23 protein-coding genes and 2 riboswitches are annotated in these 26,495 nt (G+C 68.4%); of the genes, 16 read left to right on the top strand and 7 right to left on the bottom strand.

Going from position 1 to position 26,495, the window contains the following annotated elements:
- Position 1 precedes the first annotated feature (1 nt).
- Together gatA and gatB are read left to right on the top strand one after the other, a co-directional pair.
- Positions 2 to 1,612 carry an Asp-tRNA(Asn)/Glu-tRNA(Gln) amidotransferase subunit GatA gene (gatA, locus tag ACZYZ3_RS10810; protein ID WP_463963822.1) on the top strand — a complete coding sequence of 537 codons (1,611 nt, stop codon included), beginning with the start codon at positions 2 to 4 and terminating at the stop codon, positions 1,610 to 1,612.
- Positions 1,612 to 3,117 carry an Asp-tRNA(Asn)/Glu-tRNA(Gln) amidotransferase subunit GatB gene (gene gatB, locus ACZYZ3_RS10805; protein ID WP_463963821.1) on the top strand — a complete coding sequence of 502 codons (1,506 nt, stop codon included), beginning with the start codon at positions 1,612 to 1,614 and terminating at the stop codon, positions 3,115 to 3,117. Before gatA ends, gatB begins: the two co-directional genes overlap by 1 nt.
- A 76-nt stretch (positions 3,118 to 3,193) precedes the next feature.
- On the opposite strand, the gene ACZYZ3_RS10800 is transcribed toward gatB, so the two are convergent.
- Positions 3,194 to 4,099, bottom strand: coding sequence for a LysR family transcriptional regulator (locus ACZYZ3_RS10800; protein ID WP_463963820.1), 906 nt, complete (start codon positions 4,097 to 4,099; stop codon positions 3,194 to 3,196).
- 160 nt (positions 4,100 to 4,259) lie between these two features.
- Here ACZYZ3_RS10800 and tdh point away from each other — a divergent pair, with 160 nt between their 5' ends.
- The 5 genes from tdh to ACZYZ3_RS10775 all read left to right on the top strand — a co-directional run bounded on the left by tdh (position 4,260) and on the right by ACZYZ3_RS10775 (position 10,503).
- Entirely contained in the window at positions 4,260 to 5,306 is a 1,047-nt protein-coding gene (gene tdh / locus ACZYZ3_RS10795; protein WP_463963819.1) for an L-threonine 3-dehydrogenase, read from the top strand.
- Between the two features lie 51 nt (positions 5,307 to 5,357).
- The gene (locus tag ACZYZ3_RS10790) at positions 5,358 to 6,566 is read left to right on the top strand and encodes a glycine C-acetyltransferase (protein WP_463963818.1); all 1,209 of its coding nucleotides are present in this window, start codon (positions 5,358 to 5,360) and stop codon (positions 6,564 to 6,566) included.
- A 147-nt stretch (positions 6,567 to 6,713) separates the two neighbouring features.
- Positions 6,714 to 7,820 (top strand): NAD(P)/FAD-dependent oxidoreductase, encoded by a 1,107-nt coding sequence (locus tag ACZYZ3_RS10785; protein WP_463963817.1) that lies wholly within the window; start codon positions 6,714 to 6,716, stop codon positions 7,818 to 7,820.
- Between the two features lie 11 nt (positions 7,821 to 7,831).
- Positions 7,832 to 9,037, top strand: coding sequence for an amidohydrolase family protein (locus ACZYZ3_RS10780; protein ID WP_463963816.1), 1,206 nt, complete (start codon positions 7,832 to 7,834; stop codon positions 9,035 to 9,037).
- A 68-nt stretch (positions 9,038 to 9,105) separates the two neighbouring features.
- Positions 9,106 to 10,503: a phenylacetate--CoA ligase family protein gene (locus tag ACZYZ3_RS10775; protein ID WP_463963815.1), complete on the top strand. Its 1,398-nt coding sequence runs from the start codon at positions 9,106 to 9,108 to the stop codon at positions 10,501 to 10,503.
- A gap of 10 nt (positions 10,504 to 10,513) precedes the next feature.
- Here the strand turns inward: ACZYZ3_RS10775 and ACZYZ3_RS10770 are convergent, their stop codons facing one another.
- A complete protein-coding gene (locus ACZYZ3_RS10770; RefSeq protein WP_463963814.1) occupies positions 10,514 to 11,194 on the bottom strand; it encodes a histidine phosphatase family protein in 681 nt (226 codons plus the stop codon).
- Between the two features lie 64 nt (positions 11,195 to 11,258).
- Between ACZYZ3_RS10770 and ACZYZ3_RS10765 the strand changes: the two genes are divergently transcribed.
- The gene (locus ACZYZ3_RS10765) at positions 11,259 to 12,041 is read left to right on the top strand and encodes a CPBP family intramembrane glutamic endopeptidase (RefSeq protein ID WP_463963813.1); all 783 of its coding nucleotides are present in this window, start codon (positions 11,259 to 11,261) and stop codon (positions 12,039 to 12,041) included.
- 149 nt (positions 12,042 to 12,190) lie between these two features.
- On the opposite strand, the gene ACZYZ3_RS10760 is transcribed toward ACZYZ3_RS10765, so the two are convergent.
- Entirely contained in the window at positions 12,191 to 12,829 is a 639-nt protein-coding gene (locus tag ACZYZ3_RS10760) for a VOC family protein (protein ID WP_463963812.1), read from the bottom strand.
- Between the two features lie 205 nt (positions 12,830 to 13,034).
- Positions 13,035 to 13,150, top strand: a riboswitch (SAM riboswitch).
- Positions 13,151 to 13,214: 64 nt separating this feature from the next.
- On the opposite strand from ACZYZ3_RS10760, the gene ACZYZ3_RS10755 reads away from it, so the two are divergent.
- The 3 genes from ACZYZ3_RS10755 to ACZYZ3_RS10745 all read left to right on the top strand — a co-directional run bounded on the left by ACZYZ3_RS10755 (position 13,215) and on the right by ACZYZ3_RS10745 (position 17,637).
- The gene (locus ACZYZ3_RS10755) at positions 13,215 to 14,531 is read left to right on the top strand and encodes a bifunctional o-acetylhomoserine/o-acetylserine sulfhydrylase (RefSeq protein ID WP_463963811.1); all 1,317 of its coding nucleotides are present in this window, start codon (positions 13,215 to 13,217) and stop codon (positions 14,529 to 14,531) included.
- 137 nt (positions 14,532 to 14,668) lie between these two features.
- Positions 14,669 to 14,784, top strand: a riboswitch (SAM riboswitch).
- A gap of 11 nt (positions 14,785 to 14,795) precedes the next feature.
- Positions 14,796 to 16,010 (top strand): homoserine O-acetyltransferase MetX, encoded by a 1,215-nt coding sequence (gene metX, locus ACZYZ3_RS10750; protein WP_463963810.1) that lies wholly within the window; start codon positions 14,796 to 14,798, stop codon positions 16,008 to 16,010.
- A 244-nt stretch (positions 16,011 to 16,254) separates the two neighbouring features.
- Positions 16,255 to 17,637, top strand: a complete 1,383-nt coding sequence (locus ACZYZ3_RS10745) for an MFS transporter (protein ID WP_463963809.1) — start codon at positions 16,255 to 16,257, stop codon at positions 17,635 to 17,637.
- Between the two features lie 82 nt (positions 17,638 to 17,719).
- Here the strand turns inward: ACZYZ3_RS10745 and ACZYZ3_RS10740 are convergent, their stop codons facing one another.
- Positions 17,720 to 18,619 (bottom strand): LysR family transcriptional regulator, encoded by a 900-nt coding sequence (locus tag ACZYZ3_RS10740; protein ID WP_463963847.1) that lies wholly within the window; start codon positions 18,617 to 18,619, stop codon positions 17,720 to 17,722.
- Positions 18,620 to 18,778: 159 nt separating this feature from the next.
- Here ACZYZ3_RS10740 and mmsB point away from each other — a divergent pair, with 159 nt between their 5' ends.
- The gene (gene mmsB, locus ACZYZ3_RS10735; RefSeq protein WP_463963808.1) at positions 18,779 to 19,681 is read left to right on the top strand and encodes a 3-hydroxyisobutyrate dehydrogenase; all 903 of its coding nucleotides are present in this window, start codon (positions 18,779 to 18,781) and stop codon (positions 19,679 to 19,681) included.
- A gap of 62 nt (positions 19,682 to 19,743) precedes the next feature.
- Positions 19,744 to 21,228: a CoA-acylating methylmalonate-semialdehyde dehydrogenase gene (locus tag ACZYZ3_RS10730; RefSeq protein WP_463963807.1), complete on the top strand. Its 1,485-nt coding sequence runs from the start codon at positions 19,744 to 19,746 to the stop codon at positions 21,226 to 21,228.
- A 155-nt stretch (positions 21,229 to 21,383) separates the two neighbouring features.
- Here the strand turns inward: ACZYZ3_RS10730 and ACZYZ3_RS10725 are convergent, their stop codons facing one another.
- Both ACZYZ3_RS10725 and ACZYZ3_RS10720 read right to left on the bottom strand, forming a co-directional pair.
- Entirely contained in the window at positions 21,384 to 21,920 is a 537-nt protein-coding gene (locus tag ACZYZ3_RS10725; RefSeq protein WP_463963806.1) for a hypothetical protein, read from the bottom strand.
- A gap of 83 nt (positions 21,921 to 22,003) precedes the next feature.
- Positions 22,004 to 22,855 carry an SGNH/GDSL hydrolase family protein gene (locus tag ACZYZ3_RS10720; RefSeq protein WP_463963846.1) on the bottom strand — a complete coding sequence of 284 codons (852 nt, stop codon included), beginning with the start codon at positions 22,853 to 22,855 and terminating at the stop codon, positions 22,004 to 22,006.
- Between the two features lie 94 nt (positions 22,856 to 22,949).
- On the opposite strand from ACZYZ3_RS10720, the gene ACZYZ3_RS10715 reads away from it, so the two are divergent.
- On the top strand, positions 22,950 to 23,600 hold the full coding sequence (locus tag ACZYZ3_RS10715; protein ID WP_463963805.1) for an alpha/beta hydrolase: 651 nt from the start codon (positions 22,950 to 22,952) through the stop codon (positions 23,598 to 23,600).
- Between the two features lie 60 nt (positions 23,601 to 23,660).
- Here ACZYZ3_RS10715 and ACZYZ3_RS10710 read toward each other — a convergent pair whose 3' ends face one another.
- Entirely contained in the window at positions 23,661 to 23,897 is a 237-nt protein-coding gene (locus tag ACZYZ3_RS10710; protein WP_282380741.1) for an RNA-binding S4 domain-containing protein, read from the bottom strand.
- 33 nt (positions 23,898 to 23,930) lie between these two features.
- Between ACZYZ3_RS10710 and ACZYZ3_RS10705 the strand changes: the two genes are divergently transcribed.
- Positions 23,931 to 24,923: a DMT family transporter gene (locus ACZYZ3_RS10705; protein WP_463963804.1), complete on the top strand. Its 993-nt coding sequence runs from the start codon at positions 23,931 to 23,933 to the stop codon at positions 24,921 to 24,923.
- Positions 24,924 to 25,107: 184 nt separating this feature from the next.
- Positions 25,108 to 26,493: a glycine--tRNA ligase gene (locus ACZYZ3_RS10700; RefSeq protein WP_463963803.1), complete on the top strand. Its 1,386-nt coding sequence runs from the start codon at positions 25,108 to 25,110 to the stop codon at positions 26,491 to 26,493.
- Positions 26,494 to 26,495: the final 2 nt, after the last annotated feature.

Here is a 26,495-nt window from a genome sequence, read left to right as displayed (position 1 = left end):
CATGACTGAGAACAACGAACTGATCCGCTCCTCCGCCGCGACGCTCGCCCGCAAACTGGCCGCCCGCGAAGTCTCCGCCGTCGAGGTCACCCAGGCGCACCTGGACCGCATCGCCGCCGTCGACGGCTTGGTCCACGCCTTCCTGCACGTCAACACGGATGAGGCGCTCGCCGTCGCCGCCGAGGTCGACGCGATCCGCGCCGCCGGCGGCGCCGCGGCGCAGGAGCTGCACGCCCTCGCCGGTGTGCCGATCGCCGTCAAGGACCTGATCGTCACCGTCGGCCAGCCCACCACGGCCGGCTCGAAAATCCTCGAAGGCTGGCACAGCCCCTACGACGCCACCGTCGTCAAGCGGCTGCGCGCCGCGAAGATGCCGATCCTGGGCAAGACCAACCTGGACGAATTCGCGATGGGCTCCTCCACCGAGCACTCCGCCTTCGGCCCCACCCACAACCCCTGGGACCTGGACCGGATCCCCGGCGGCTCCGGCGGCGGGTCCGCCGCAGCCGTCGCGGCCTTCGAGGCCCCGCTGGCCCTCGGCACGGACACCGGCGGCTCGATCCGCCAGCCAGGCGCCGTCACCGGCACCGTCGGTGTGAAGCCCACCTACGGCGGAGTGTCCCGCTACGGCGCGATCGCGATGGCCTCCTCGCTGGACCAGATCGGCCCCGTCTCGCGGACCGTGCTGGACTCGGCCCTGCTGCACCAGGTCATCGGCGGGCACGATCCGCACGACTCCACCTCGCTGCCGGACCCGCTGGAGGACCTCGTCGCCGCCGCGTCGATCGGCAACGTGCACGGCATGAAGATCGGCATCATCAAGGAACTCCACGGCGAGGGCTACCAGACCGGCGTCGAGAACCGCTTCAACGAATCCCTCGAGCTGCTCAAAAGTGCCGGCGCCGAAATCGTGGAAGTGTCCTGCCCCAACTTCAAGTACGCCCTGGGCGCCTACTACCTGATCATGCCCTCGGAGGCCTCCTCCAACCTGGCCAAGTTTGACGGCGTCCGATACGGCCTGCGCGTCCTGCCCGGGGAGGGCCCGATGACGATTGAACGCGTCATGGGCGCCACCCGCGCCGCCGGCTTCGGCGACGAGGTCAAGCGCCGCATCATCCTGGGCACTTACGCCCTGAGCGCCGGCTACTACGACGCCTACTACGGCTCGGCCCAGAAGGTGCGTACCCTGATCCAGCGCGACTTCGACGCCGCGTTCGCCAAAGCCGATGTGCTGATTTCCCCCACGGCGCCGACCACGGCGTTCAAGCTCGGCGAGAAGCTCAACGACCCGCTGGCGATGTACCTCAACGACGTCGCGACCATCCCCGCCAACATGGCCGGCGTCCCCGGGCTCTCGCTGCCCGGCGGCCTGGCCGACGAGGACGGACTGCCGGTTGGCGTCCAGCTGCTGGCCCCGGCCCGCCAGGACGCCCGGCTGTACCGCGTCGGTGCGGTGCTCGAAGCCCTGCTCGAGGCCCAGTGGGGCGGCCCGCTGCTGGACCGCGCCCCGTCGCTGACGGACCCTTCGCTGACGGACCCTTCCCTGACGGGCTCCGCGCTTTCTGATTCTTCTACGGCTGGCGCCGCCTTGAGCCACGGAGGTTCCCACTAATGACTGACGCAACCCTCAGCTTCGAAGAGGCGATGGAGAAGTACGATCCCGTCCTGGGCTTCGAAGTCCACGTCGAGCTCAACACCAAGACGAAGATGTTCTCCTCCGCCCCGAACGTGTTCGGCGACGAGCCCAACACCAACGTCAACGAGGTGGACCTGGGCATGCCCGGCGTGCTGCCGGTGGTGAACAGGACCGCGATCGAGTCCTCAATCAAGATCGGCCTGGCGCTCAACTGCAAGATCGCCGAGACCTGCCGCTTCGCCCGGAAGAACTACTTCTACCCGGACACCCCGAAGAACTTCCAGACCTCCCAGTACGACGAGCCCATCGCATACGACGGCTACCTGGACGTCGAGCTTTCCGACGGCACCGTGTTCCGCGTCGAAGTCGAGCGCGCGCACATGGAGGAGGACGCCGGCAAGCTGACCCACATGGGCGGCGCCACCGGCCGCATCCAGGGCGCGGACTACTCCCTCGTGGACTACAACCGCTCCGGGGTACCGCTCGTCGAGATCGTCACCAAGCCGATCGAGGGCGCCGGCAGCCGTGCGCCCGAGCTCGCCAAGGCCTACGTCGCCGCGGTCCGCGAGATCGTCAAGAACCTCGGCGTCTCCGATGCCAAGATGGAACGCGGCAACGTCCGCTGCGACGCGAACGTCTCGCTCCGCCCGCACGGCCGCGAACGCTTCGGCATCCGCTCCGAGACGAAGAACGTCAACTCGCTGCGCGCCGTCGAACACGCCGTCCGCTACGAGATCCAGCGGCACGCCGCCGTGCTGGACTCCGGCGAGCCGATCGTCCAGGAAACCCGGCACTGGCACGAGGACACCCGCACCACGACGTCGGGCCGGCCCAAGTCCGACGCCGACGACTACCGCTACTTCCCGGAACCGGACCTGGTGCCGATCGTCGCCTCCCGCGAGTGGGTCGAGGAACTCCGGGCCACGCTGCCCGAGCCGCCGGCCGCCCGCCGCAAGCGCCTGCAGGCCGACTGGGGCTACTCCGACCTGGAATTCCGCGACGTCGTCAACGCCGGCGTGATGGACGAGATCGAGGAAACCATCGCCGCCGGCGCCACCGCCACGGTGGCCCGCAAGTGGTGGATGGGCGAAATCGTCGGACGCGCCAAGATCGCCGACGTCGACCCCGGCCAGCTCGGCGTCGCACCGGCGACCATCGTGGAACTGAACACCATGGTCGAGGACGGCAAGATCAACAACAAGATGGCCACCGAGGTCCTCGACGGCGTGCTCGCCGGCGAGGGCACCCCGGCGGAAATCGTGGCGAAGCGCGGCCTCGCCGTGGTCTCCGACGACGGACCCCTGCTCGAAGCCATCGACGCGGCCCTCGCCGCGCAGCCCGGCGTCGCGGACAAGATCCGCGGCGGCAAGCTCCAGGCGATCGGCGCGATCGTCGGCGCGGTCATGAAGGCCACCCGCGGCCAGGCCGACGCCGGCCGCGTCAAGGAACTGATCCTGGAGCGCCTCGGCGTCGAGGGCTAGGTCCCGGCCCTGCCCAGCTGGATCGCAGCAGGCGCCGTTTTGAGCTCAGAACGGCCCCTGCTGCGAGCTACCTGGGTCAACGGACCAACTCGGTCATGATGGTCTGCAGTGCTTCGCAGACCATCATGACCGATGTGCGTTTAAGGTTCTCCGGGCGGGCCAGGATGTCGATCCGGCGCCGGGTGCTGATGCCCTTGAGCGGCCGCAGCACAATGTCCGGGTTCAGCACCGGCCGCGCCGTGTACCGGGGCAGCAGCCCGACCACGCTCCCGGTCGCTACCAGGGCCGCCACCGTGGAGTAGTCGTTGATCCGGTGGACGATGTTCAGTTCCCGGCTGGAGACGGCCGCGACGGCGGAGAGCACGTCCGCGGGGGAGTAGCCGGTGCGGCTGGTCACCCAGGGTTCCCCGACGACGTCGTCCGCCGTCACCGCCCGCTGGCCGGCCAGCCGGTGCCCGGCCGGCAGCGCGACATCCAGCGGCTCGTGCGCGAGCGGAATCACCGCCACCCGCTCCCCGGGCCAGGCCGCGCTGTGGTCCATCCGGTGCGCGAGGACCAGGTCGTACCGGGCGGTCAGCGCGGGGAAGTCCTGCTGGGCGACGTCCTCGTCGGAGAGCAGGATCCGCGGCTGACCCGGCCCGGCCAGCAGTCGGGCGAGCGGGGCGAACAGGGCCTGCCCCGCGCTGTGGAACCCGCTCAGTGTCACCGGCGCCACCGGCGAGCTATGGTAGGCGCCGATCGCCGTCCGCGCGTCCGCCATGGCGGACACGACCGCGGCCCCGGCGTCCGCGAGGACCTGCCCGGCTTCGGTGAGGACCAGGTTCCGGCCCTCCTTGCGGGTCAGCGGCACATCGACGGATTTCTGCAGGGCAGCCAGCTGCTGCGATACCGCCGAGGGTGTGACGAGCAGGGTTTCGGCGACGGCCTTGACGCTGCCGAGGGCCCCGAGTTCGCGGAGCATCTCCAGCTGGTGGATTTCCATGCCGACCAGTCTATGCGCAAGGAAAAGCTAAATCGTCGAATGAGAAAAATCCGTTTGTGCTAACGCTTTGCAGCGGCTCTAATGGGGTGAGTTGACCCACACGAGCTGCCCCGGGCAGCGGATCTACCCGTGCCTGACGAAGGCACAGTCAGGAAGGCCCATGAAGGCTCTCTACAAGGCCGGCGCCCACGCAGGATTCGAACTCGTGGACCGTCCCGAACCGGAAACTGGACCCGGCGACGTTTTGATCCGCGTCATGACCACCGGCATCTGCGGCACCGACCTGCACATCCAGTCGTGGGACGCGTGGGCGCAGGGCATCATTAACGCCCCCCTGATCGCCGGCCACGAGTTCTACGGCGAGGTCGTCGGGACCGGCGAGGACGTCCTGGACGTCAAGGTCGGCGACCGTGTCTCCGGCGAGGGCCACATCGTCTGCGGCATCTGCCGCAACTGCCGCGCCGGCCGCAGGCAGATGTGCATCAACACCGTCAGCGTCGGCGTCCAGCGCGACGGCGCCTTCGCCGAGTACGTCGTCATCCCCGAAACCAACGTGTGGGTCCACCAGGACCCCTCCGTGACGCCTGAACTCGGCGCCATCTTCGACCCCTTCGGCAACGCCGTCCACACCGCGCTCAGCTTTCCCCTCGTCGGCGAGGACGTGCTGATTACCGGCGCCGGGCCCATCGGACTGATGGCGATCGCCGTCGCCCGCCACGCCGGCGCCCGCAAGATCGCGATCACCGATGTCTCCGCCCCGCGGCTGGAACTGGCCCGCACCCTCGGCGTCGACCTGGCGATCGACGTCTCGAAGATGCGGGTCAAGGACGCCCAGCGCGAACTGGGCATGCGCGAGGGATTCGACATCGGGATGGAAATGTCCGGACACCCCACGGCGCTGCCTGAGATGATCGAGAACATGAACCACGGCGGCCGGATCGCGATGCTGGGACTGCCCAGCCAGCCAATCGATATCGACTGGGGCAAAGTGGTCACGCATATGCTGACCATGAAGGGCATCTACGGCCGCGAAATGTTCGAGACCTGGTACGCGATGAGTGCCATGCTCTCCTCCAACCCGGTCCTGCGCGCCAACATCTCCGCCGTCGTGACGGACACCCTTCCCGCCAGCGACTGGGAAAAGGGCTTCGAGATCGCCCGCGCCGGCGTGGGCGGCAAAGTGGTCCTCGACTGGACCTGCTTCTAACCGCCCCCCCGATTCGGCCCACCGACCCCACCAGCTGAGGAGCACAACCACATGTATTCAGCCATCAAGGACCAGTTGCAGCACGAGCTGGACGAGATCCGCAGCGCTGGCCTGTTCAAAACCGAGCGGCACATCGACTCGCCGCAGGCCAACCACATCAAGGCCGGGCAGATCGGCGAGTCCAGCGCGGACGTGCTGAACTTCTGCGCCAACAACTACCTGGGCCTCGCGGACCACCCGGAGATCATCGCCGCCGCCAAGGCCGCGATGGACGACCGCGGCTTCGGCATGGCCAGCGTGCGGTTCATCTGCGGCACCCAGGACCTGCACCTGGCCCTCGAGGAGCGGGTCTCCGAGTTCCTCGGCACCGAGGACACCATCCTGTTCTCCAGCTGCTTCGATGCCAACGGCGGGGTGTTCGAATCACTCTTCGGCCCGGAAGACGCCGTCATCTCCGACGCGCTGAACCACGCCTCGATCATCGACGGCATCCGGCTCTGCAAGGCCCAGCGCTTCCGCTACGCCAACCAGGACATGGCGGACCTCGAATCGAAGCTGATCGAGGCCACCACGCAGGAGAACCCGGCACGCCGCAAGATCATCGTCACGGACGGCGTCTTCTCGATGGACGGCTTCCTCGCCCCGCTCGAGGCGATCTGCGACCTCGCGGAAAAATACGACGCCATGGTCATGGTGGACGACTCCCACGCCGTGGGCTTCATGGGCGCCAGCGGTGCGGGCACCCCGGAGCACGCCGGCGTCCCGGACCGGGTGGACATCTACACCGGCACGTTCGGCAAGGCCCTGGGCGGTGCCTCCGGCGGCTACGTCTCCGGCCGCCGCGAAGTCGTCGCGATGCTCCGCCAGAAGGCCCGCCCGTACCTGTTCTCCAACTCGCTGGCCCCGGCCATCGTCGCGGCGACGCTCAAAGCCCTGGACCTCGTGGAGAGCTCCGGCGAGCTGCGCAGCAAGCTCTTCGCCAACGCCGCGCTGTTCCGGACCCGGATGTCCGAGGAAGGTTTCGAGCTGCTCCCGGGCGAGCACGCCATTGTCCCGGTCATGTTCGGTGACGCCGTGATGGCCGCCAGGGTGGCCGACGCCATGCTGCACAACGGCGTCTTCGTCACGGCATTCAGCTACCCCGTCGTGCCCAAGGGCGCGGCCCGGATCCGCGTCCAGCTCTCCGCCGCGCACAGCGCCGAGGACGTGGAGGCCTGCGTGCAGGCCTTCGTGCGCAGCCGCGCCGCCGTCGCCGGCTGAGCGGGGCTTCACCGGCTAGCGGGGCCCTCGCCGGCTGAGCGGGGCCCTTGCCGGCTGAGCGGGGCCCCCGGCTGGCGGACAGGACCCGGACCGAGGTTGCGGCGCCACAAACGGTGCCGCAACCGTTCCGTCTGCAAGGATGGAACCATGTCAGCTAATTACGATGTCGTGATTGTCGGCGGCGGTATCGCCGGCCTGTCCCTTGCCTCAGCCCTGGCCGGAAAGTGCAGCGTCGCGCTGGTGGAGGCCGAACAGACCCTCGCGTACCACGCCTCGGCCCGCTCGGCCCGGCAGCTGATCCCCAGCTACGGCCCGCCCGCGGTCCAGGAGCTCACTCTCCGCACCCTCGAACTGATCTCCGCCCGGGACGCCACCCGGCCGGAGCCGGTACTCTCACCGCGCAGCTTCCTGCTGATCGGCGACGACGCCACCGTCCGGGAGCAGGCCAGCGGCCACATGCGGCCGATCACCCACGCCGAGGCCCTGAAACTCTGCCCGGCCCTGGTCCCGGACTCCTTCGCCGCCGCCGGCCTGGACACCGGCTCCTTCGCCTGCAACGCGCCCCTGCTGCTCGAGGACCAGCGCCGGCGTGCCGAAGCCAAGGGGGTGGACATCATCACCGGCGCCCGCGTCCACTCGGCCCAGCGCCTCGGCTCGGGCTGGCAACTCGGTGCCGGGCAGGAAGGCTTCCAGTCCGCCGTCGTGGTCAACGCCGCCGGCGCCTGGGCCGACGAGCTCGCCGTGCTCAGCGGCGTCGAGAAGGTCCAGCTACAGCCGTACCGGCGCACCGCGGCGATCGTCGACGTCGAGCATCCCCTCCCGGACGGCAGCCCCATGGTGGCCGCCGCCGACGACTCGTTCTACTTCCGGCGCGACGGGGAGCAGGTCCTGATCTCGCCCTCGGAACACGAACCGAGCGGGCCCGAGGACGCGCAGCCGCACCCGGGGGACATCGAAAGACTCGTCGCCCGGCTCAACGCCGTCACCACCCTCGGCATCCGCGGCGTCCGCCAGGCCTGGACCGGGCTGCGGACGGAAGCGGCCGACGGCGTCCCGGTCGTGGGGTTCGACGCCGAGGCCCCCGGGTTCTTCTGGCTCGCCGGCCAGGGCGGCTACGGCTTCCAGACCTCCTCCGGCATCGCCGAACTCGCGGCCGGGCTGATCCTCGCCGGCCAGGGCGCCGCCGCGGCCCCGGGTCCGGCATCCCGGACAGCAGAGGCGCTGGCGGCGACGCGCTGGTCCATCCGGCGCTGAACAATGGACGCATGAGCACCCTGATCACCAACCTCGCCGAGCTGATGACCCAGGACCCGGAGCACCGGGTCCTGAGGGACGCGGCCATCGTGATCGAGGGTGAACGGATCGCCTGGCTGGGGCAGGCGGCGGACGCGCCGTCCGCCGACGAGTCCATCGACGCCGGCGGCCGCGCCCTGCTGCCGGGCTGGGTCGACTCGCACACCCACCTGATCTTCGCCGGGGACCGGACCGCCGAGTTCGAGGCGCGGATGGCGGGGGAGAGCTACAGCGCCGGCGGGATCGCCGTGACCACCGGCGCCACCCGGAGCACGGGCGACTTCGACCTCACCCGGCTCGCGCTGGGCCGGGTGGCAGAGGCAGTTTCGCAGGGCACCACCTACCTGGAAACGAAGACCGGCTACGGCCTGGATATCGACAACGAGGCCCGCAGCGCCCGGATCGCCTCCACCGTGGTGGACGAGGTCACCTACCTCGGCGCGCACCTGGTGCCCGCGGGGATGGACGCCGAGGAGTACACGGATCTGGTCTGCGGCCCCATGCTCGCCGCCGTCCGGCCGTTCGTGCGCTGGGCCGATGTCTTCTGCGAGCGCGGCGCCTTCGATGAGGACCAGTCCCGGCGCGTGCTCCAGGCCTGCAGGGAGGCCGGGTTGGGCCTGCGCGTGCACGGCAACCAGCTCGGCGTTGGCCCCGGCGTGAAGCTCGCGGTGGAATTCGGGGCGGCCAGCGTGGACCACGTGAACTACCTGTCCGCCGCCGACCTCGACGCCCTCGCGGCCAGCTGGGCCGGCTGGGACGGGGCAGGAACCGGGCGCGGCACGGTGGCGACCTGCCTGCCGGCCTGCGACCTGTCCACCCGCCAGCCGCTGGCGCCGGGCCGGGAACTGCTCGACGCCGGCGTGCAGCTCGCGCTGGCCTCCAACTGCAACCCAGGCACCTCCTATACGAGCTCGATGGCGTTCTGCGTCACCACCGCCGTGCTCCAGATGGGCCTCAGCGTGCACGAAGCGGTGCGTGCCGCGACGTACGGCGGGGCGCTGGCCCTCGGCCGGGAGTCCGGGACCGACGTCGACGGCGAACGCGCCGTCGGCTCGATCGCCGTCGGCCACCGCGCGGACCTGCACCTGGTGAACGCCCCGTCCGCCACCCACCTGGCCTACCGGCCGGGCATGCCGCTGACCCGCGCCGTCTGGCGCGCGGGGGTCCGCGCCCGCTGACGGTACATTTGACCTGAAGCGTGCGGCATCATGTTTTTCGCCCCTGTCGGCCTACCCCAGGAGGAACCGTGGCCCGGCTGTTGGAGGAACTGGGCATCGCCCTCGATCAGCTGCGCGCCCAGCGCCAGGGGCCAGCCGGCCTGGCCCGGCGCCGCGAGGCCAGGCTGGCAGCGATCGTCACCCACGCCCGGACCAGCTCGCCGTTCTACCGGCACCTGTACCGGGACGTGGCGCCCGCCCGGCTCTCCGGCGGCGTCATCCTGGCGCAGCTGCCCCCGGTCACCAAACAGGAGCTGATGGCCAACTTCGACGACTGGGTCACCGACCCCGCCGTTACCCGCGCCGGGGTCGAGGCGTTCATCGCCGATCCGTCCCTGGTCGGAACGCCGTTCCTGGGCCGGTATTTCGTCTGCACCACGTCGGGCACCACCGGGCACCCCGGGATCTTCGTGCACGACCCGCGTTCCCTGGCGGTCTCCCAGTCCTTTATCCTCCGCGTCGACCTGGCCTGGCTGTCTCCGGCCGAGCTGCTGGCGATGGCCCGCCGCGGGCTGCGCTGGGCGGCTGTGGTGGGCACGGGCGGACACTACGCCGGGGCGGGCTGGGTGCAATGGCAGCGCCGGCGCAGCGGGTGGCGGCGGCGGGCGTTCCGGGCGTTCCCGGTGCAGCAGCCGCTGGCGCGGCTCGTGGCAGCCCTGAACGACTACGACCCCTCGGCCGTCACCGGCTACCCGAGTGCCCTCGCGCTGCTCGCCGAGGAGCAGGTGGCCGGCCGGCTCCACCTGAAACCGGTAGTGGTGGAGCTCGCCGGCGAATCCTGCGGCCCGGACGTGCGGGCCCGCATCGCGGAGGCGTTCGGCGCTGCCGTCCACGATGCCTACGCGGCCTCCGAGTTCACCCCGCTGGCATTCGACTGCGCCCGCGGCTGGCTGCACGTCAACAGTGACTGGGCCATCCTGGAACCGGTCGGGGCCGACTACTCACCCACACCGCCGGGGGAGCCGTCCCACACCGCGCTGCTCACCAACCTCGCCAACCGCGTGCAGCCGATCATCCGCTACGACCTCGGCGACTCGGTGCTGGCGAAGACCGGCCCGTGCGGGTGCGGCAGCCCGCTGCCGGCCATCCGGGTCGCGGGCCGCCGTGACGATGTCCTGCGGCTGCTGGGCGCCGACGGCACCACGGTCCGGGTCCTGCCGCTCGCCATCGGATCGGTGGTCAACGAAACGCCAGGACTGCACCGCGGCCAGCTTGTCCAGACAGGTCCGGCGACCCTCCGGCTCCGGCTCGAACCGGAACCCGGTGCCGATGCCGCGGCGGTGTGGCATGCGGCGTCCGGCAGGCTGCTGGAGTACCTTGCCGGGTTGGAACTGGGGAATGTCGACGTCGTCCGCGCGGAAGAACCGCCGGAACAAAGCGGCCTGAGCGGGAAGTTCCGGCAGGTGATCGCCCGGGTCCCGGAATGAGCCGCGGCTGCTAGAAGAACATCGGCGGGGCGTCCAGCACCGTCTCATCGATGCGCCGGGCCTCCCACTGGCTGAACGGCTTGTCCAGCTCGTACTTGCCCTCCCCGGTGCGGTACAGGGTGCGGACCTCGGCGTTGTCCGGGTTGTTGAGCGACTCGAAGTACTCCACGGACCAGTGGAACCATCGCATGCAGAACAGCCGCATGGTGAGCCCATGGGTGACAAACAGTGCGTTGGGGGCGTATCCGGGCCTGGACCAGTGCCGGTACAGGGTCTCCATAAAGGAGGAGATCCGGTCATAGACATCCGAGCCGGACTCGCCTTCGCGGAAGCGGTAGAAGAAGTGGCCGTAGGCGTTACGGAGTTCCTTCTGGTCCTCGATCTCACCGGCGATCTGGAAGTTGGCCCAGTCCTGCTCACGGAGCCGCGGCTCCTCGATCACCCGCTCCACCAGCGCACCGAGGTTGAGCGCCTCCAGGGTCTGGTAGGCCCGCAGGTAGGGGGAGACGTACACGCACACCGGGCGGCCGTCGAGCAACCGCCGGACCTGCTCGCCGGCGGCCCGGGCCTGTTCCACGCCGAGGTCGGTCAACGGAATCCGGTAATCGGGCACCCGGTTGTAGATCGAGGTGTCGGCGTTGGCCGCGGACTGGCCGTGCCGGATCATGATGATTTTCCCGGGCGCACTCATAAACCCCAGCATAGGCGGCAAGCCGGGCAAGACCGGGCAAGCCAAGACCGGGCAAGATAGGAACATGCTCGTTCCCTCCCGCCGCCGTCTGCGCTTAGAAGTCTGGATCGTCCTGGGCCTGTCCCTGGGGCAGTCCGCTGTGTACTCGGTCGTCCAGTTGCTGGACAAGATGACCCGGGCGCCGCTGGCGGAGGGCACCTCCACCCTGAACCGGTCGCAAAGCAACCGCGAATACTTCGATCTCACCTACCAGCTGCTGGACATCTTCTTCGCTCTGGTGCCGGTGGTCCTGGCGCTCTATTTCCTCACCGACCACCGGACGTCAAGCCTGTCCGGAGGCGGCAGCCGCGGCGTCACGGCGTTCCAGAAACTGGGCCTCAATTTCGCCCGCCCCGGCCGGGACCTGCTGCAGGGGTTCGGGCTGGCGGCGCTGATCGGCATCCCGTCCCTGGGCCTGTACGCCGCGGGCCGGGCGCTGGGCATCACGACGGCGATCATCCCCAGCGCGCTGGATTCCTACTGGTGGACGGTCCCGGTGCTGGTCCTCTCCGCGATCCGGCACGGGATAGTGGAGGAAGTGATCGTGGTGGGTTACCTGCTGGACCGGCTCCCTAAGCTCGGCTGGAGCCTGCCGCTGGCGATCTTAGCCAGTTCGATGCTGCGCGGCAGTTACCACCTCTACCAGGGCTTCGGGCCGTTCATCGGCAACGCCATCATGGGCGTCATCTTCGCGCTCGTCTACATCAAGACCCGGCGCCTGATGCCGCTGGTGATTGCGCACGCCGTGCTGGACGTCGTCGCGTTCGTCGGCTTCAGCCTGTTCGGGAAGTCCATCGGCCTCGGATGACCCCGCGCACACCACAAAACCACACACCAACCCTAAAAGCCGGGAGCACGTCCAGCTCAGCCCGGGGCCGGGGCGGCGTTAAAAAGTATCGGCCGCCATCGGTGGGTGACGTCATTGGCACCCGCTGATGGCGGCCGAAGTGTGGGGCGTTAGATGGTGACGGCTCCGGAGGCCGTTTCAAAGGTGACGGAGAGGATGCCGGGCGTCCCGCGGGGAGCGAGCCAGTTCACGGCCACGTCTTCCAGCGGCTTCTCGACCGGGACACCGAGCCATTCGGTGACACGCCCTGCCGAGCCGGCGATCGTGAGGGCGGACATCTTGACGTTGCTCTCGTAGGCTTTCGACGGGTGGAGGTCCGGATCGCCTTCCCATTTGAGCATGTAGGGGACCTGGGGGTCGGCGATGAGCCCGAGGATGCCGATCTGTTTCCAGACCAGTTCTCGGCCGTCCGGGAACTTGCGGTTGCCGTTGACGGCGGCGCGGCCGAGCCGCTCCTCGAACGGGGCGAGGTCGTCAACTTCGACGCACCAGCCCATCCAGCCGCCGCCTGCTTCGGAGCGGGCGCGGACGGCCTGGCCGAAGGGGGCCTTGTCGGACGCGGGGTGGTTCAGGACCTCCACGACCTCGACATATTTGTGTCCCGCGAGCGGGATGATCATGTTGCGGGTCCCGAATCTGGGGTGTACTCCGCCCTTCACGGCTTCGACGCCGAGGGCAGACGCAATTCGTTCGGTGGTGGCAGCTAGGCCATCTTGTTCACAGGCGTAAGAGACGTGATCCATGCGCATGCCCTCATCTTGACACTTTGTGATGCGGCTCTCAGCTTAGGCTGCCCTAACCATGATGGGATGTCCTTTTGGGGGTTTCTCCGCCGGGTATCGGTCCGCGTCACCCCGGCGAACGGCAGGGCTCTCTTGTCCCCGCGGGCCGTGCAACTTCATGTTCATGTCACAAAGGTATCCACAGCCGGAACGGGTTCCTAGACTGGGGGCAGGTCATGAGTGCCAGCGCACAGCCCCGGCTTGCTGGCCGGCAACCCTCGTCACGCGGTGGGGTGCCCCGGGTGAAGACCTGGCCGACCGGCACCCGCCGGACGGCAAGCGCGGCGCCAGTGCAGCCCCGGTCCAATGGGCCCGGGGGATGCCTGGGCCCGGTCCCTTGAGGAGTGTCCCAATGTCCAGCGCCTGGTCCTTTGAAACCCGTCAGATCCACGCCGGCCAGGAGCCGGACAGCGCCACCGGCGCCCGCTCACTGCCGATCTACCAGACGACGTCGTTCGTCTTCCCCAGCGCCGAAAGCGCCGCTAACCGCTTCGCCCTTGCCGAACTGGCTCCCATCTACACCCGGATCGGCAACCCCACCCAGGACGCCGTCGAACAGCGGGTGGCCAGCCTGGAGGGCGGACTCGCGGCGCTGCTGCTGAGCTCCGGCATGGCCGCGGAGACCTTGGCGATCATGAACGTCGCCGAGGCCGGCGACCATGTGGTGGCCAGCCCCAGCCTCTATGGCGGCACGTATAACCTGCTGGCGCACACCCTGAAGAAATTCGGCATCTCCGTCACCTTCGTCGAGGATCCGGACAACCTGGCCCAGTGGCGCGACGCGGTGCAGCCCAACACCAAGCTGTTCTTCGGCGAAGTGGTCTCCAACCCCCGCCAGGACGTGCTGGACATCGAGGGCATCTCGCAGGTGGCACACGAGGCCGGGATCCCGCTGATAGTGGACAACACGCTCTCCACCCCCTTCCTCATCCGGCCTATCGAGTGGGGGGCGGACATTGTGGTGCATTCCGCCACCAAGTACCTTGGTGGCCACGGCGCCGCGATCGCGGGCGTGATCGTGGATTCCGGCAACTTCGACTTCGGCAAGGACCCGGAGCGTTTCCCCGGCTTCAACACCCCGGACCCCACCTACAACGGCCTGGTCTACGCCCGCGACCTCGGCAAGGACGGCGCCCTCGGCGCCAACCTCTCCTACATCCTCAAGGCGCGCGTCCAGCTGCTGCGCGACCTCGGCTCGGCGGTGTCCCCGTTCAACGCCTTCCTCATCGCCCAGGGCATCGAGACCCTGAGCCTGAGGATGGAGCGGCACGTCGCCAACGCCATCAAGGTGGCCGGCTGGCTTGAGGCCAGGGACGACGTCGAATCCGTCGCCTATGCAGGGCTGCCGTCCAGCCCCTGGTACGAGCGCGGCCGCAAGTATGGCCCGAAGGGGACTGGCGCCATCGTTTCCTTCAACATCGCGGGGGGAGCCGAGTCGGGCAAGCGCTTCGTCGACGCCCTGGAACTGCACTCGCACGTGGCCAACATCGGCGACGTGCGCTCCCTCGTCATCCACCCGGCGTCGACCACCCACAGCCAGCTGTCCCCCGAACAGCAGACCGTCGCCGGCGTGAACCCCGGCCTGGTCCGGCTCTCCGTGGGCCTGGAGCACATCGACGACATCCTCGCGGACCTTGACGCCGGATTCCGCGCGGCCAAAACCGCCTGAACACCGCCGGCGCCCGACTCCCAGGCCCCGGGTCCTGGGCGCCCGGCGCCCCGGATTGGCGACGGGATAGACACGGCGAGTCATAAGTTCGTCACAATCTTCGCCACCGGGCCGCCGCATTTCGTAGACTCAGTGGAGGTCATGAGTGCCAGCGACAGCCCCGGCTTGCTGGCCGGCAACCCTCCTTTTGCGGCGGGGTGCCCCGGGTGAAGACCTGGCCCGCCGGTCAGCTGACGGCGGGCAAGCGCGAAGTTAGGTCCTCACATGAGCATTGCCGTCACCCGCCAGGGTGTACCTGTAAGCAAGACCTCCCACCCGCATGCCCCGGCCCCGGGGGAGGCGGCGCCAGGCGGCGCCGCCCCGGACACCGTCCCGGACGGTGTCCGGGACGGTGTCCCGGACGGAACGGTCCGGTACCTGCGGATCGGCGACCTCGAGCTCGAATCCGGGGCCCGGCTGCCGGATGTCACCCTCGGTTACGAGACCTGGGGCAACCTGAACGCGGACCGCTCCAATGCCGTGCTGATCGAGCACGCACTGACGGGGGACACCCACGTCACGCGCGGCGCCAGCGACGAGCAGGGCTGGTGGGAGCAGCTCGCCGGCCCCGGCGCCCCGGTGGACACGGACAAGTACTTCGTCGTCTCGATCAACATCCTCGGCGGCTGTTACGGCTCCACGGGACCCTCGACGGCGGCGCCCGACGGAAAGCCCTGGGGCTCACGGTTCCCGCTCGTCACGCTGCGGGACACAACCGGGGCCGAAGCCAGGCTCGCGGACGCCCTGGGCATCCGGAGCTGGTACGCCGTGCTCGGCGGTTCCCTGGGCGGGGCGCGCGCCCTGGAATGGGCCGTCAGCTACCCGGACCGCGTCCGGCGCTGCGGCGTGATTTCGGTCGGCGCCAGCAGTACTGCCGAACAGATCGCTTTCGCCCAGGCGCAGACCCTCGCCATCCGGCAAGACCCCAACTTCAACGGCGGGGACTACTACGGGGGTCCGGAACCGGAAGCCGGCCTGGCCCTGGCCCGGCGGATCGCGCACATCACCTACCGCTCAGCCGCGGAACTGGACGGCCGCTTCGGCCGGAACGCCCAGGACTCCGAGTCCCCGCTGGAAGCCGGATCCCTCGCCGGGCGCGGCCGCTACCAGGTGGAGAGCTACCTCGACCACCAGGGCAACAAACTGGTCCGCCGCTTCGACGCCAACAGCTACATCGCCATCACCGAAGCGCTCATGAGCCATGACATCAGCCGGGGACGCGGTGCCCTCCCCGAGGCCCTGGCTCCGGCCACGGCGGAGTTCCTGCTGGCGGCCGTGGACTCGGACCGGCTGTACTTCCCGGCCCAGTCCCACGCGCTCGCCGCCGCCCTGCCGGGGAAGGTTGCCGTGCACACCATCGAGGCGCCGATCGGGCACGACGGTTTCCTGACCGAGATCGGCCAGCTCAACAGCCAGCTCCGGCGGCACTTCTTCGGCTAGCTCCTTCGGTTTGTCTTCTGCGCGGCATCACGGCCGTGCCGATCTCCTGCGCAAACCCGTGGACGGAAACGCCGGAGAAAGGGACCAGCTGTGCAATTTTGCAGATACGCTCTGCACTAATGGCCGTTGAGGCTCAGGGCGGGAACCCCCATACTCAGTGAGAATGATGCCGCGTGTCACGAATCACAGGCGTCCATTGCCCAGAGGTCCATAGGGTGTCGACGGAGACACCGAAGGAGTCGAAATGAGTACGCAGAACGCCGCCGCCAGGCGCCCAGAAGAGGAAGACGTCAAGTCGTCCGGACTGAAGAAGGTAGTAACGGCCTCCATGGCCGGCACCGTTGTGGAGTGGTATGAGTTCTTCCTCTACGCCTCGGCCGCCACCCTCGTCTTCGGCAAGACCTTCTTCCCCAACTCCGGCACGGAACTGGACGGCATCATTGCCGCCTTCCTTACCTACGCCGTTGGTTTCGTCGCCCGTCCGATCGGCGGCATCGTCTTTGGCCACTTCGGCGACAAGTTCGGCCGCAAGCAGCTGCTCCAGCTCAGCATCATCCTGGTCGGCGTCTCCACCTTCCTGATGGGCTGCCTGCCGACCTTCCAGCAGATCGGCTACTGGGCCCCGGCCCTGCTGGTGTTCCTGCGCTTTGCCCAGGGCTTTGCCGTCGGCGGTGAGTGGGGCGGCGCAGTCCTCCTCGTCGCCGAGCACAGCCCGAGCAAGTCCCGCGGCTTCTGGTCCGCGTGGCCGCAGTCCGCCGTTCCGCTGGGCAACCTGCTCGCCACGGGCGTGCTGTTCACCCTGTCCGCCACACTCTCCTCCGCCGACTTCCTTAGCTGGGGCTGGCGCGTTGCCTTCTGGCTCTCCGCGGTGATCGTGCTGGTCGGATATTACATCCGCACCAAGGTTACCGACGCACCGATCTTCCTCGAGGCGCAGAAGGAAGTCACCATCGAGAAGAAGGGCTACGGCGTCGGCGAAGTGTTCCGCCGCTACCCCCGCGGCGTCTTCACCGCGATGGGCCTGCGCTTCGCGGAGAACATCCTCTACTACCTTGTGGTCACGTTCTCCATCACCTACCTGAAGGTCATCGTCCAGACGGACACCTCCCGCATCCTGCTGCTGCTGCTGGTGGCGCACTTCATCCACTTCGCCGTGATCCCGATGGTAGGCCGCATGTCCGACCACTTCGGCCGTAAACCGGTCTACATGGCCGGAGCCATCCTGGGCGGCACCTGGGGTTTCTTCGCCTTCCCGATGATGGACACCAAGAACGACCTCATCATCCTCGCGGCGATCACCATCGGTCTGCTGTTCCACTCGCTCATGTACGCTGGCCAGCCGGCCATCATGGCCGAGATGTTCCCGACCCGGATGCGCTACTCCGGCGTCTCGCTCGGCTACCAGGTCACCTCGATCGTGGCAGGTTCGATGGCCCCCATCATCGCGGTCGCCCTGCTGAGCCAGTTCAAGTCCTCCGTCCCGGTGGCCCTCTACCTGCTCGGCGCCTGCCTCGTCACGCTGGTGGCGGTGTTCTTCCTCAAGGAAACCCGCGGCGTCTCCCTGCACGACATTGACGCCGCCGATGCCCAGGGCACAGCGGACCTTCTGGCCGCCTCCAAGAAGTAGGCAAGTAGTAACGAAGAATCAACGGCGTCAGCCCGGGTCCCGCACTGCGGGACCCGGGCTGACGCCGGTTGCGCCTGCCGGCTCAGCCTGCCAGGACGTCCTGGCGGTCGGAGATCTCGGTCCGGACCGCGGCGAGGACGGCCTGCACGGGGGCCGACCGCAGCGATTCCGCACGTGCCACCGCCCAGATCGGAAGCTGCCGCTGGAAGTCGTCCGGCAGCACCGGCAGGAAACTGGGGTCGCCGACCGCCAGGAAGTTGGGCAGCAGGCCGATCCCGGCGCCCCGCCGGACGGCCTCAAGCTGCGCAAAGATGCTGGTGGCCTGGAAGCTGGAGCGCGGGACGGGAAGCTGGGTGGAGCGGTGGCCCAGTTCGGCGACCTGCAGCGCCGACTCCACGTAAGAGACGAAGCCGTGCTGCCGGACCTCGTCGACCGTCACCGGCAGGCCGTGGTCGCGGGCGTACTGCGGGCTGGCGTACAGCCGGAGGACGTAGTTGGACAGGAAGATGGCCTGCGCATTGCTGACATCCAGATTGCCCACCACCACCTCAAGATCCACCCCGGACCGGTTCTGGCTGACTTTACGGGTGGCACTGAGCATTTCGATGTTGAGCTGCGGATGGCCTTGCTGCAGCCGGACGAGCGCCGGTGCGACAAATGCGGCCCCGAAGCCGTCCGGGGTGCTGATCCGGACCAGTCCGGAGAGCACGTCCTCGGAGTGCGCGATCCGGTTTGTGAGTGCACCGAGGGTGCCCTCTATCGCCTCGGCGGCCGCCACGGCGTCCTGGCCCAGATCCGTCAGCTCCCAGCCTTGCGGGCTCCGCTCCAGGGTGCGCCCGCCCAGCTGTTTGTCCAGCGCCTGGATCCGGCGGGAGATGGTGGTGTGAGTGGTGCCGAGGGTTTCGGCCACCGCATTGAACCTCCCCAGCCTTGCCACGGTCAGCAGGATCAGCAGGTCGTCCGGACTCGGAAGCCGCCGCAAGTCCACAAGAACTCCTCTGGATCCTGGTATGTGCATCCATGCACATACCATCTGTAGTTTTTTCCCTTGATTGCACTGTAGCAGGGTGTGATGCTTGATAGGGAACATCCGGCGACTGGCCGGATCACACGCACGACGCAAAGCAAAGGAGCTTATGCCATGGCAGTAATCGCTTGGATCGGACTGGGGAACATGGGCGGGTCCATGTCGGTGAACCTGGTGAAGGCCGGCCACGACGTCCGCGGGTTCGACCTGAACGCCGAGGCCGTTGCCGCCGCCGTCGCCGGCGGGGTCAAGCCCGCCGGAAGCATCGCCGAAGCAGTCGACGGCGCCGACGTCGTCTTCTCGATGCTCCCCAAGGGCGAGCACGCCCGCGCTGTCTACCTCGGCGAGGACGGCGTCCTGGCCCACGCGGACACGCGCACGCTGCTGGTGGATTCCTCCACCATCGACATCGCCTCCGCCCAGGCCCTGCACGACGCCGCCGCTGCCGCCGGCTTCCGCTTCGTCGACGCCCCGGTCTCCGGCGGGATGAGCGGCGCGAAGGCCGCCACCTTGACCTTCATGATCGGCGGCGAGGCAGGTGCCGTGGCCGAGGCCACGGAATACATCAAGCCGATGGCGGCGAACATCATTCCCACCGGCGGCGCCACCACCGGCCAGGCCGCGAAGATCTGCAACAACCTCATGCTGTTCATCAACCTGGCCTCGACCGCGGAGGGCGCCGTGCTGGCGGACCGGCTCGGACTGGACAAGCAGGTCTTCTGGGACATCGCGTCCGTGTCCTCCGGCGACAGCTGGGCACTGCGCACCTGGTACCCGGTCGCCGGCGTGGTCCCCACCGCGGCCTCCAACAACGACTTCGCCCCGACGTTCACCACCGAGCTGGCGAACAAGGACATCGGGCTGGCCATCAGCGCGGCCCGGGACACCGGCACCCCGCTGGAACTCGGCGAGCACGTCCAGCAGCTCTTCCAGCGCCTCATCGACTCCGGCAATGCGGGCATGGACTGCTCTGCGATCGTCAAGCTGGTCGACGGCACCCTCGACACAGCCAAGTAACCACCCTGCCCCGCAGCCAGCTGTACCCCCTGAACCTGCACCACACGAAAGAGACACACCCCATGGAACGCATTCCGCACTTCATCAACGGCGCCCTGGTTTCCGACGCCGAGCGCTACGGCCCCGTCTTCAACCCGGCCACAGGCGAGCAGGAGAAAGAGGTCGCCCTGGCCTCCGCCGCCCGCGTCGAGGAGGCCATCCAGGCCGCCCGCGCCGCCCTGCCCGGCTGGCGCGCCACCAGCCTGGCCAAGCGCACTAACATCTTCTTCAAAGTCCGCGAACTGCTGATGCAGCGCCGGCCCGAGCTGGCCGCCCTGCTGACCAGCGAACACGGCAAGGTCCTCTCCGACGCCGAGGGCGAGATCACCCGCGGCCTGGAGAACATCGAGTTCGCCACCGGGCTGTCCCACGCCCTCAAGGGTGAGCGCTCCGAGCAGGTGGCCAGCGGCGTCGATGTCCACTCGGTGCGTCAGCCGGTCGGTGTGGTCGCCTGCATCACGCCGTTCAACTTTCCGGCCATGGTGCCGCTGTGGATGATCGGCAGCGCCCTGGCCTGCGGCAACACTGTGCTGCTCAAGCCCAGCGAAAAGGACCCGTCCTCGGCCCTCTTCATCGCCCAGGTCTTTGCCGAGGCCGGCCTGCCCGCCGGTGTCCTCAACGTCGTGCACGGCGACAAGGAGGCCGTTGATGTGCTGCTCGAACACCCGGACGTCAAGGCCATCAGTTTCGTCGGCTCGACGCCGATTGCGCAGTCCATCTACAAGCGCGCCGCCGACCACGGCAAGCGCGTGCAGGCCCTGGGCGGGGCCAAGAACCACATGGTGGTCCTGCCGGACGCGGACCTGAACATGGCCGCCGACGCCGCCGTGTCCGCCGCGTACGGCTCCGCCGGCGAGCGCTGCATGGCAGTCAGTGTCCTGGTCGCCGTCGGGAACATCGCCGATGAGCTCGTCGAGGCCATCACCACCCGGATGGGCACCCTGAAGATCGGCCCCGGGACCGACCCTGCGTCGCAAATGGGCCCGCTCATCACCGCCGAGCACCGCGACAAGGTGGCCTCCTATGTCGCCGGCGCGGCCCAGGAAGGCGCCACCGTGGTGGTGGACGGCCGGGAGCAGAAGTTCGACTCCAACGGCTTCTTCATCGGCGTCAGCCTGGTTGACCACGTCAAGCCCGGCATGAAGGTCTACGACGACGAGATCTTCGGCCCGGTCCTGTCAGTGGTCCGCGTTGAGACGTACGCCGATGCCGTCAAGTTAGTCAACGACAACGAGTTCGGCAACGGCGTGGCGATCTTCACCCGCGACGGCGGCGCCGCGCGGCAGTTCGAGTTCGACGTCGAGGCCGGCATGGTGGGCGTCAACGTGCCGATCCCGGTCCCGGTGGGAACCTTCTCCTTCGGCGGCTGGAAGAACTCGCTCTTCGGCGACACCCACATGTACGGCCCGGAGAGCATCCGCTTCTACACCCGCGGCAAGGTCGTCACCACCCGCTGGCCGGACCCGTCCACCTCGGTGATCGACCTCGGCTTCCCCCAGGTCGACTAAGCCAGCCGGCCAGCCGACTGGGACCGGACGCAGTCCTGACCCAGTCCGGTCCGGCTGACCCGGGCCACTTAAACAACACAACGCGGGGTCACTTCGCGCCCATCCGGTACCGGATCTTGGGCGCTAAGTGACCCCGCGTTGCTGTGTGGTGGGGGCTAGCCCTTCATGATCTCCGTGCGCTGGGCCATGTAGTCCTCGATGGACAGTTCGCCCTCGCTGTACCGCTGGTCCAGCTCCGCGAGCTTGCGCGCCCGGAAACCCTGCGGGGCCGACGGCGGCGGGGGCACCGCAGGGCCTGACGGCTGCTGGGTGCCGGGCTGCCAGGCGTTGGACTGCGGGGTGTTGGAGTGCGGGGTGTTGGGCTGCGGGGCGCTGGACTGCTGCGCGTTCTGCTGTGGGAAGGGCTGCGGCTGGCCTGGATACTGTTCGGTGGCCGGCGGCGCGGGCTGCTGCGGAGCGCCGAGCTGGCCGAACGCGCCGTAGTAGTCCCGCTGGGTAAAGCCGTCACGCGGCTGCTTGTTCTGCTGGCCCGGGTACGGGCCGGGAGCGCCGCCGGGGAACTGCCCGAACTGGTCCGGGTTGCCGGGCATGCCCTGGTTCTGGTTCCGGCCGCGCACAGACTTCTTGTAATAACGCATCGCGATCGGGATCAGGAATGACAAAACGATGATCCAAAAGAACAGATTGTTCACGGTACCGGGCCTCTCAGGAAGTGTTCCCCCAGCTTAACGCCCACACCCGGACCGTGGTGCCCGGGTGCCCGGCGCGGCCCCGGTCAGGAGCGCACGGGCTCCTCGGCGCCGGGCGGGCCCTCGCCGGAGCCGAGCGGCATCCCGGGGCCGAAGACCGGGCCCGGGAGAGGCCGTTTGGCCGTGACGCCGTCGCCGGAGGAACGGTGCCGGAGCCGGCGGACCACCCAGGGCATGAAGTGTTCGCGCGCCCAGACCAGATCGCCGGAGCGCGCCTGGCGCCAGCTGCGCTGCGGCAGCGGCTTGGGGGAGAGCGGTTCCAGGGTGTGCTCGACGTTGAGGGAATCCAGGACCATGGCCGCGATGGTGTGATGGCCCAGCGGCGAGAAGTGCAGGCGGTCCGCATCCCACATTTGCGGATCGTTCAGCTGCCGCAGGGACCACATGTCCGCAATGATGGCGTCGTGGCGGGCCGCGACGGTGCGGAGATTCTCGTTGTAGATGGCCACTTTGCTGCGCACCCGGCCCAGCACGGACGAACCGGTGTCTGGACCGTTGAACAGAACCACCGTGGCGCCGGCCAGGCTGAGGATCTGCACCACCGAGTCCAGCTTCTCGGCCAGGGCATCCGGATCCCCACCGGGGCGGATCAGGTCGTTCCCGCCGGCGGACAGCGTTACAAGGTTGGGCCGGAGGGACAGGCAGTGGGCCAGTTGCTGGTCCACGATCTGCTGCAGGAGCCGGCCCCGGACGGCGAGGTTGGCATAGGCAAAGTTCTCATGCCCGCGGCTCAGCTCCTCGGCCACCCGGTCCGCCCAGCCACGGTAGCCCCCCGGACTCGCCGGTTCGGGATCGCCGATGCCTTCCGTGAAGGAGTCCCCCATGGCCACATAGCGGGTCCAGGGGTGGGTCACGGCGTTGTCTGGAGAGTTCTCCATGGCTTCGGTTTCGCTCACCTACTTATCGTGCACTGTTCCTGCAAAGCTACGCCACCGTAGGTTGTTACCTGCGGGTAACTGTAAGAATGGAGCCATGACTCAAGCCGCTGACTTCCCCGCCCCCGTTGTCCTATGGTCCAAGCCCGAGCAGGAGCGTGCGGGAAAGCCGCTCCTGCTCCTGCTGCACGGCTACGGGGCCAACGAAGAGGATCTCCTGGGCCTGGCGGACATGCTGCCGCAGGAATTCGCGGTGGCCTCGGTGCGCGCTCCGATGGTGTCCGGCGCAGGATTCACCTGGTTCCCGCTGACCGCGTCGATTGACTACTCCCTCGACGCGGTCAAGCAGTCCGCCGCGTACGTGGAGGACTGGCTGGATTCGGTCCGGCCGAACCACCCGTCCGCCACGCTGCTGGGCTTTTCGATGGGCATGGCGCTGGCCACCACCTTGCTGCGGCGGCGGCCCGCGGACTATGCCGCCGTCGTCGGGTTGTCCGGTTTTGCCGTCGACGCCGGAAGTGATGCCAGCTTCCACGACGCCGAACTGGACGGGACGGTACCGATGTTCTGGGGCCGCGACCAGCAGGACCCGGTGATCCCGCCGGACAAGATCGAGTTCACCATGGGCTGGGTGCGCAAGCACGTGTTGCTCACCAAGGTGCTCTACACCGGGATGTGGCACGGCATCAACCAGCAGGAAATCGGGCACGTCTCCGAGTTCCTCACCCACGGGGTGCTGAACAAGTAGCCGCACGACGGCGGGCGGCCAGCCGTCCGTCGGCCAACCGCCCGGTGCCCGGCGACGGGGTCAGGCGCCGGCGGGCGTGCTGATCCGCACGGTCCGGTTATTCACCGTGACGGTGTCGCCGTGGTGGAGCTGGCGGCCGCGGCGCTCGTCGATCTCACCGTTGACCTTCACGAGCCCGCTCTTGATCAGTTCCGCGGCCTCCACCCCGTCCTCGACCAGGCTGGCCAGCTTCAGGAGCTGGCCGAGCCGGATCATGTCGTCGCGGATGGGGATCTCTTCAATTTCCGGGTTGCTCATACAAGCAATGATGCCTGACAGAAGGTGGCAGTAATGACGCACAAGCCGAGGCTTCCGTTCCTCGCCGGGTTGCCCCTCGCCGTGGCCGCGGGGCTGCTCATGCCGGTGCAGGGCCGGATCAACGGCGCACTCGGGGTGGCGCTCGCGGACGGAATCGCCGCCGCGGTGGTGAGCTTCACCACCGGGCTGGTGCTGATGATCGTCGTGTCGCTGGCGCTGCCACGGGGCCGGGCCGGGCTGCGGGCGGTCCTGCCGGCGGTCCGGGAGCGGAAATTCCCGCCGTACTACGTCCTGGCCGGCTGCATCGGCGGGTTCTTCGTCTTCGCACAGTCCTTCACGGTGGGTCTGCTGGGCGTTGCCCTCTTTACCGTCGCCTCCGTAACCGGGCAGACCCTCAGCGGGCTGCTCGTGGACCGGATGGGGATCGGCCCGGCCGGCCGGCGGTCCATCACCGGCATCCGGGTGATCGGCAGCATCCTGACCGTCGCCGCCGTCGCCTGGGCGGTATCACCGCGCTTCTCCGGCGCCGGGCCGGGGCCGGCGGAGCTGGCCGTTCCGGTGATCCTTCCCCTGCTTGCCGGCTTCCTGATGAGCTTCCAGCAGGCCATGAACGGCACCGCCGCCGTGCATTACGGCACGCCCATCGCCGCGACCCTGATGAACTTCGTCGCCGGGGCGCTCATGCTCTGGGCCGTCTGGCTGGTCAAGACCGCCGTCGCGGGACCGGGCAACCCGCTGCCGGGCGAGTGGTGGTATTACCTGGGCGGGCCCATGGGCTGTGTCTTTATCGGCGTCGGAGCCCTGCTGGTCCGCAGCCTGGGCGTGCTGGTGACCGGACTGGGCATGATCGCGGGCCAGCTACTGGGCTCGCTGGGGCTGGACCTCGCGTTCCCGGCGCCCGGGACCATGGTGGCGTTGCCCACCGTGCTCGGGACCCTGCTGACCCTTGCCGCGATTCTGCTCGCCAGCCTGCCCTGGCCCAAGGGCGCCCTGGGACGGGGCCCCCGGGAGCCAACGGGCCGGTAGGCTAGGAGGCGCAGCTTCCTGCACCGCCATCAGCCAGCACCCCTCCCGGGATATGGGCTTGGTGCGCGTGCAGGGTTCGTGTCTGAAATTTGCGTTTTGTAGTGCCCCGTCCGGCAACCAGCCGGGGTCCCGGGGCTGAAACCGGCGGACCGCACCCAGCGGCCCTGTAGAAAGTGGAGTTCCCATGGCAGCAAAATCCGTCCTCGACCAGATCATTTCCCTCGCCAAGCGCCGGGGTTTCGTATTCCAGGCCGGTGAAATCTATGGTGGCTCACGTTCTGCCTGGGACTACGGGCCCCTCGGTGCTGAGCTGAAGGAAAACATCAAGCGCCAGTGGTGGCAGTCCGTGGTCCGCGGCCGCGAAGACGTCGTGGGCCTGGATTCCTCCGTCATCCTGCCGCGCCAGGTCTGGGAAGCGTCCGGCCACGTCGACGTGTTCTCCGACCCGCTGGTCGAGTGCCTCTCCTGCCACAAGCGCTACCGCGCCGACCACCTCGAGGAAGAGTTCGAGGAGAAGAAGGGCCGTCCCGCCGAGAACGGCCTCAAGGACATCGCCTGCGCCAACTGCGGCACCCGCGGCGAATGGACCGAACCCCAGGAATTCTCCGGCCTGCTCAAGACTTACCTTGGACCGGTGGCTTCCGAAGAGGGCCTGCACTACCTGCGCCCCGAAACGGCCCAGGGCATCTTCGTCAACTTCTCCAACGTGCTCACCACCTCGCGCAAGAAGCCCCCGTTCGGGATCGGCCAGATCGGCAAGTCCTTCCGCAACGAGATCACCCCGGGCAACTTCATCTTCCGCACCCGTGAGTTCGAGCAGATGGAAATGGAATTCTTCGTCGAACCCGGCACCGACGAGCAGTGGCACCAGTACTGGATGAAGGAACGGATGTCCTGGTACACCGGCCTCGGCATCAGGGAAGAGAACCTGCGCTTCTTCGAGCACCCGCTGGAAAAGCTCAGCCACTACTCCAAGGGCACCACGGACATCGAATACCGCTTCGGGTTCCACGGCTCCGAATGGGGCGAGCTCGAGGGCATCGCCAACCGCACGGACTTCGACCTGTCCACGCACTCCAAGGCCTCCGGCCAGGACCTGAGCTACTTCAACCAGGCCACCAACGAGCGCTACACCCCGTACGTGATCGAACCCGCCGCCGGCCTCACCCGCTCCTTCATGGCGTTTATGATCGACGCGTACACCGAGGACGAGGCGCCCAACGCCAAGGGCGGCGTCGACATCCGCACCGTGCTCAAGCTCGATCCGCGCCTGGCCCCGGTCAAGGCAGCCGTGCTGCCGCTGAGCCGCAACGAGGACCTGTCCCCGAAGGCCAAGGACCTCGCCGCCCAGTTGCGCAAGAACTGGAACATCGAGTTCGACGACGCCGGTGCCATCGGCCGCCGCTACCGCCGCCAGGACGAGATCGGCACCCCGTTCTGCATCACCGTGGACTTCGAGACCCTGGAGGACCAGGCCGTCACGATCCGCGAGCGCGACACCATGAGCCAGGAACGCGTGTCCCTGGACAAGGTGGAGGGCTACCTGGCCGCACGGCTGATCGGCGCCTGATC

It is taken from the genome of Pseudarthrobacter linnaei, from assembly GCF_055412825.1.
Note: the sequence above shows the minus strand (reverse complement) of the source record. Positions and strands in the feature narration are given on the sequence as shown.

Excerpts from the sequence above, each read along its gene's own strand:
- gatA (WP_463963822.1), top strand. The coding sequence starts at position 2 with ATGACTGAGAACAACGAACTGATCCGCTCCTCCGCCGCGACGCTCGCC.
- gatB (WP_463963821.1), top strand. The coding sequence starts at position 1,612 with ATGACTGACGCAACCCTCAGCTTCGAAGAGGCGATGGAGAAGTACGAT.
- ACZYZ3_RS10800 (WP_463963820.1), bottom strand. The coding sequence starts at position 4,099 with ATGGAAATCCACCAGCTGGAGATGCTCCGCGAACTCGGGGCCCTCGGC.
- tdh (WP_463963819.1), top strand. The coding sequence starts at position 4,260 with ATGAAGGCTCTCTACAAGGCCGGCGCCCACGCAGGATTCGAACTCGTG.
- ACZYZ3_RS10790 (WP_463963818.1), top strand. The coding sequence starts at position 5,358 with ATGTATTCAGCCATCAAGGACCAGTTGCAGCACGAGCTGGACGAGATC.
- ACZYZ3_RS10785 (WP_463963817.1), top strand. The coding sequence starts at position 6,714 with ATGTCAGCTAATTACGATGTCGTGATTGTCGGCGGCGGTATCGCCGGC.
- ACZYZ3_RS10780 (WP_463963816.1), top strand. The coding sequence starts at position 7,832 with ATGAGCACCCTGATCACCAACCTCGCCGAGCTGATGACCCAGGACCCG.
- ACZYZ3_RS10770 (WP_463963814.1), bottom strand. The coding sequence starts at position 11,194 with ATGAGTGCGCCCGGGAAAATCATCATGATCCGGCACGGCCAGTCCGCG.
- ACZYZ3_RS10765 (WP_463963813.1), top strand. The coding sequence starts at position 11,259 with ATGCTCGTTCCCTCCCGCCGCCGTCTGCGCTTAGAAGTCTGGATCGTC.
- ACZYZ3_RS10760 (WP_463963812.1), bottom strand. The coding sequence starts at position 12,829 with ATGCGCATGGATCACGTCTCTTACGCCTGTGAACAAGATGGCCTAGCT.
- ACZYZ3_RS10755 (WP_463963811.1), top strand. The coding sequence starts at position 13,215 with ATGTCCAGCGCCTGGTCCTTTGAAACCCGTCAGATCCACGCCGGCCAG.
- metX (WP_463963810.1), top strand. The coding sequence starts at position 14,796 with ATGAGCATTGCCGTCACCCGCCAGGGTGTACCTGTAAGCAAGACCTCC.
- ACZYZ3_RS10745 (WP_463963809.1), top strand. The coding sequence starts at position 16,255 with ATGAGTACGCAGAACGCCGCCGCCAGGCGCCCAGAAGAGGAAGACGTC.
- mmsB (WP_463963808.1), top strand. The coding sequence starts at position 18,779 with ATGGCAGTAATCGCTTGGATCGGACTGGGGAACATGGGCGGGTCCATG.
- ACZYZ3_RS10730 (WP_463963807.1), top strand. The coding sequence starts at position 19,744 with ATGGAACGCATTCCGCACTTCATCAACGGCGCCCTGGTTTCCGACGCC.
- ACZYZ3_RS10720 (WP_463963846.1), bottom strand. The coding sequence starts at position 22,855 with ATGGAGAACTCTCCAGACAACGCCGTGACCCACCCCTGGACCCGCTAT.
- ACZYZ3_RS10715 (WP_463963805.1), top strand. The coding sequence starts at position 22,950 with ATGACTCAAGCCGCTGACTTCCCCGCCCCCGTTGTCCTATGGTCCAAG.
- ACZYZ3_RS10710 (WP_282380741.1), bottom strand. The coding sequence starts at position 23,897 with ATGAGCAACCCGGAAATTGAAGAGATCCCCATCCGCGACGACATGATC.
- ACZYZ3_RS10705 (WP_463963804.1), top strand. The coding sequence starts at position 23,931 with ATGACGCACAAGCCGAGGCTTCCGTTCCTCGCCGGGTTGCCCCTCGCC.
- ACZYZ3_RS10700 (WP_463963803.1), top strand. The coding sequence starts at position 25,108 with ATGGCAGCAAAATCCGTCCTCGACCAGATCATTTCCCTCGCCAAGCGC.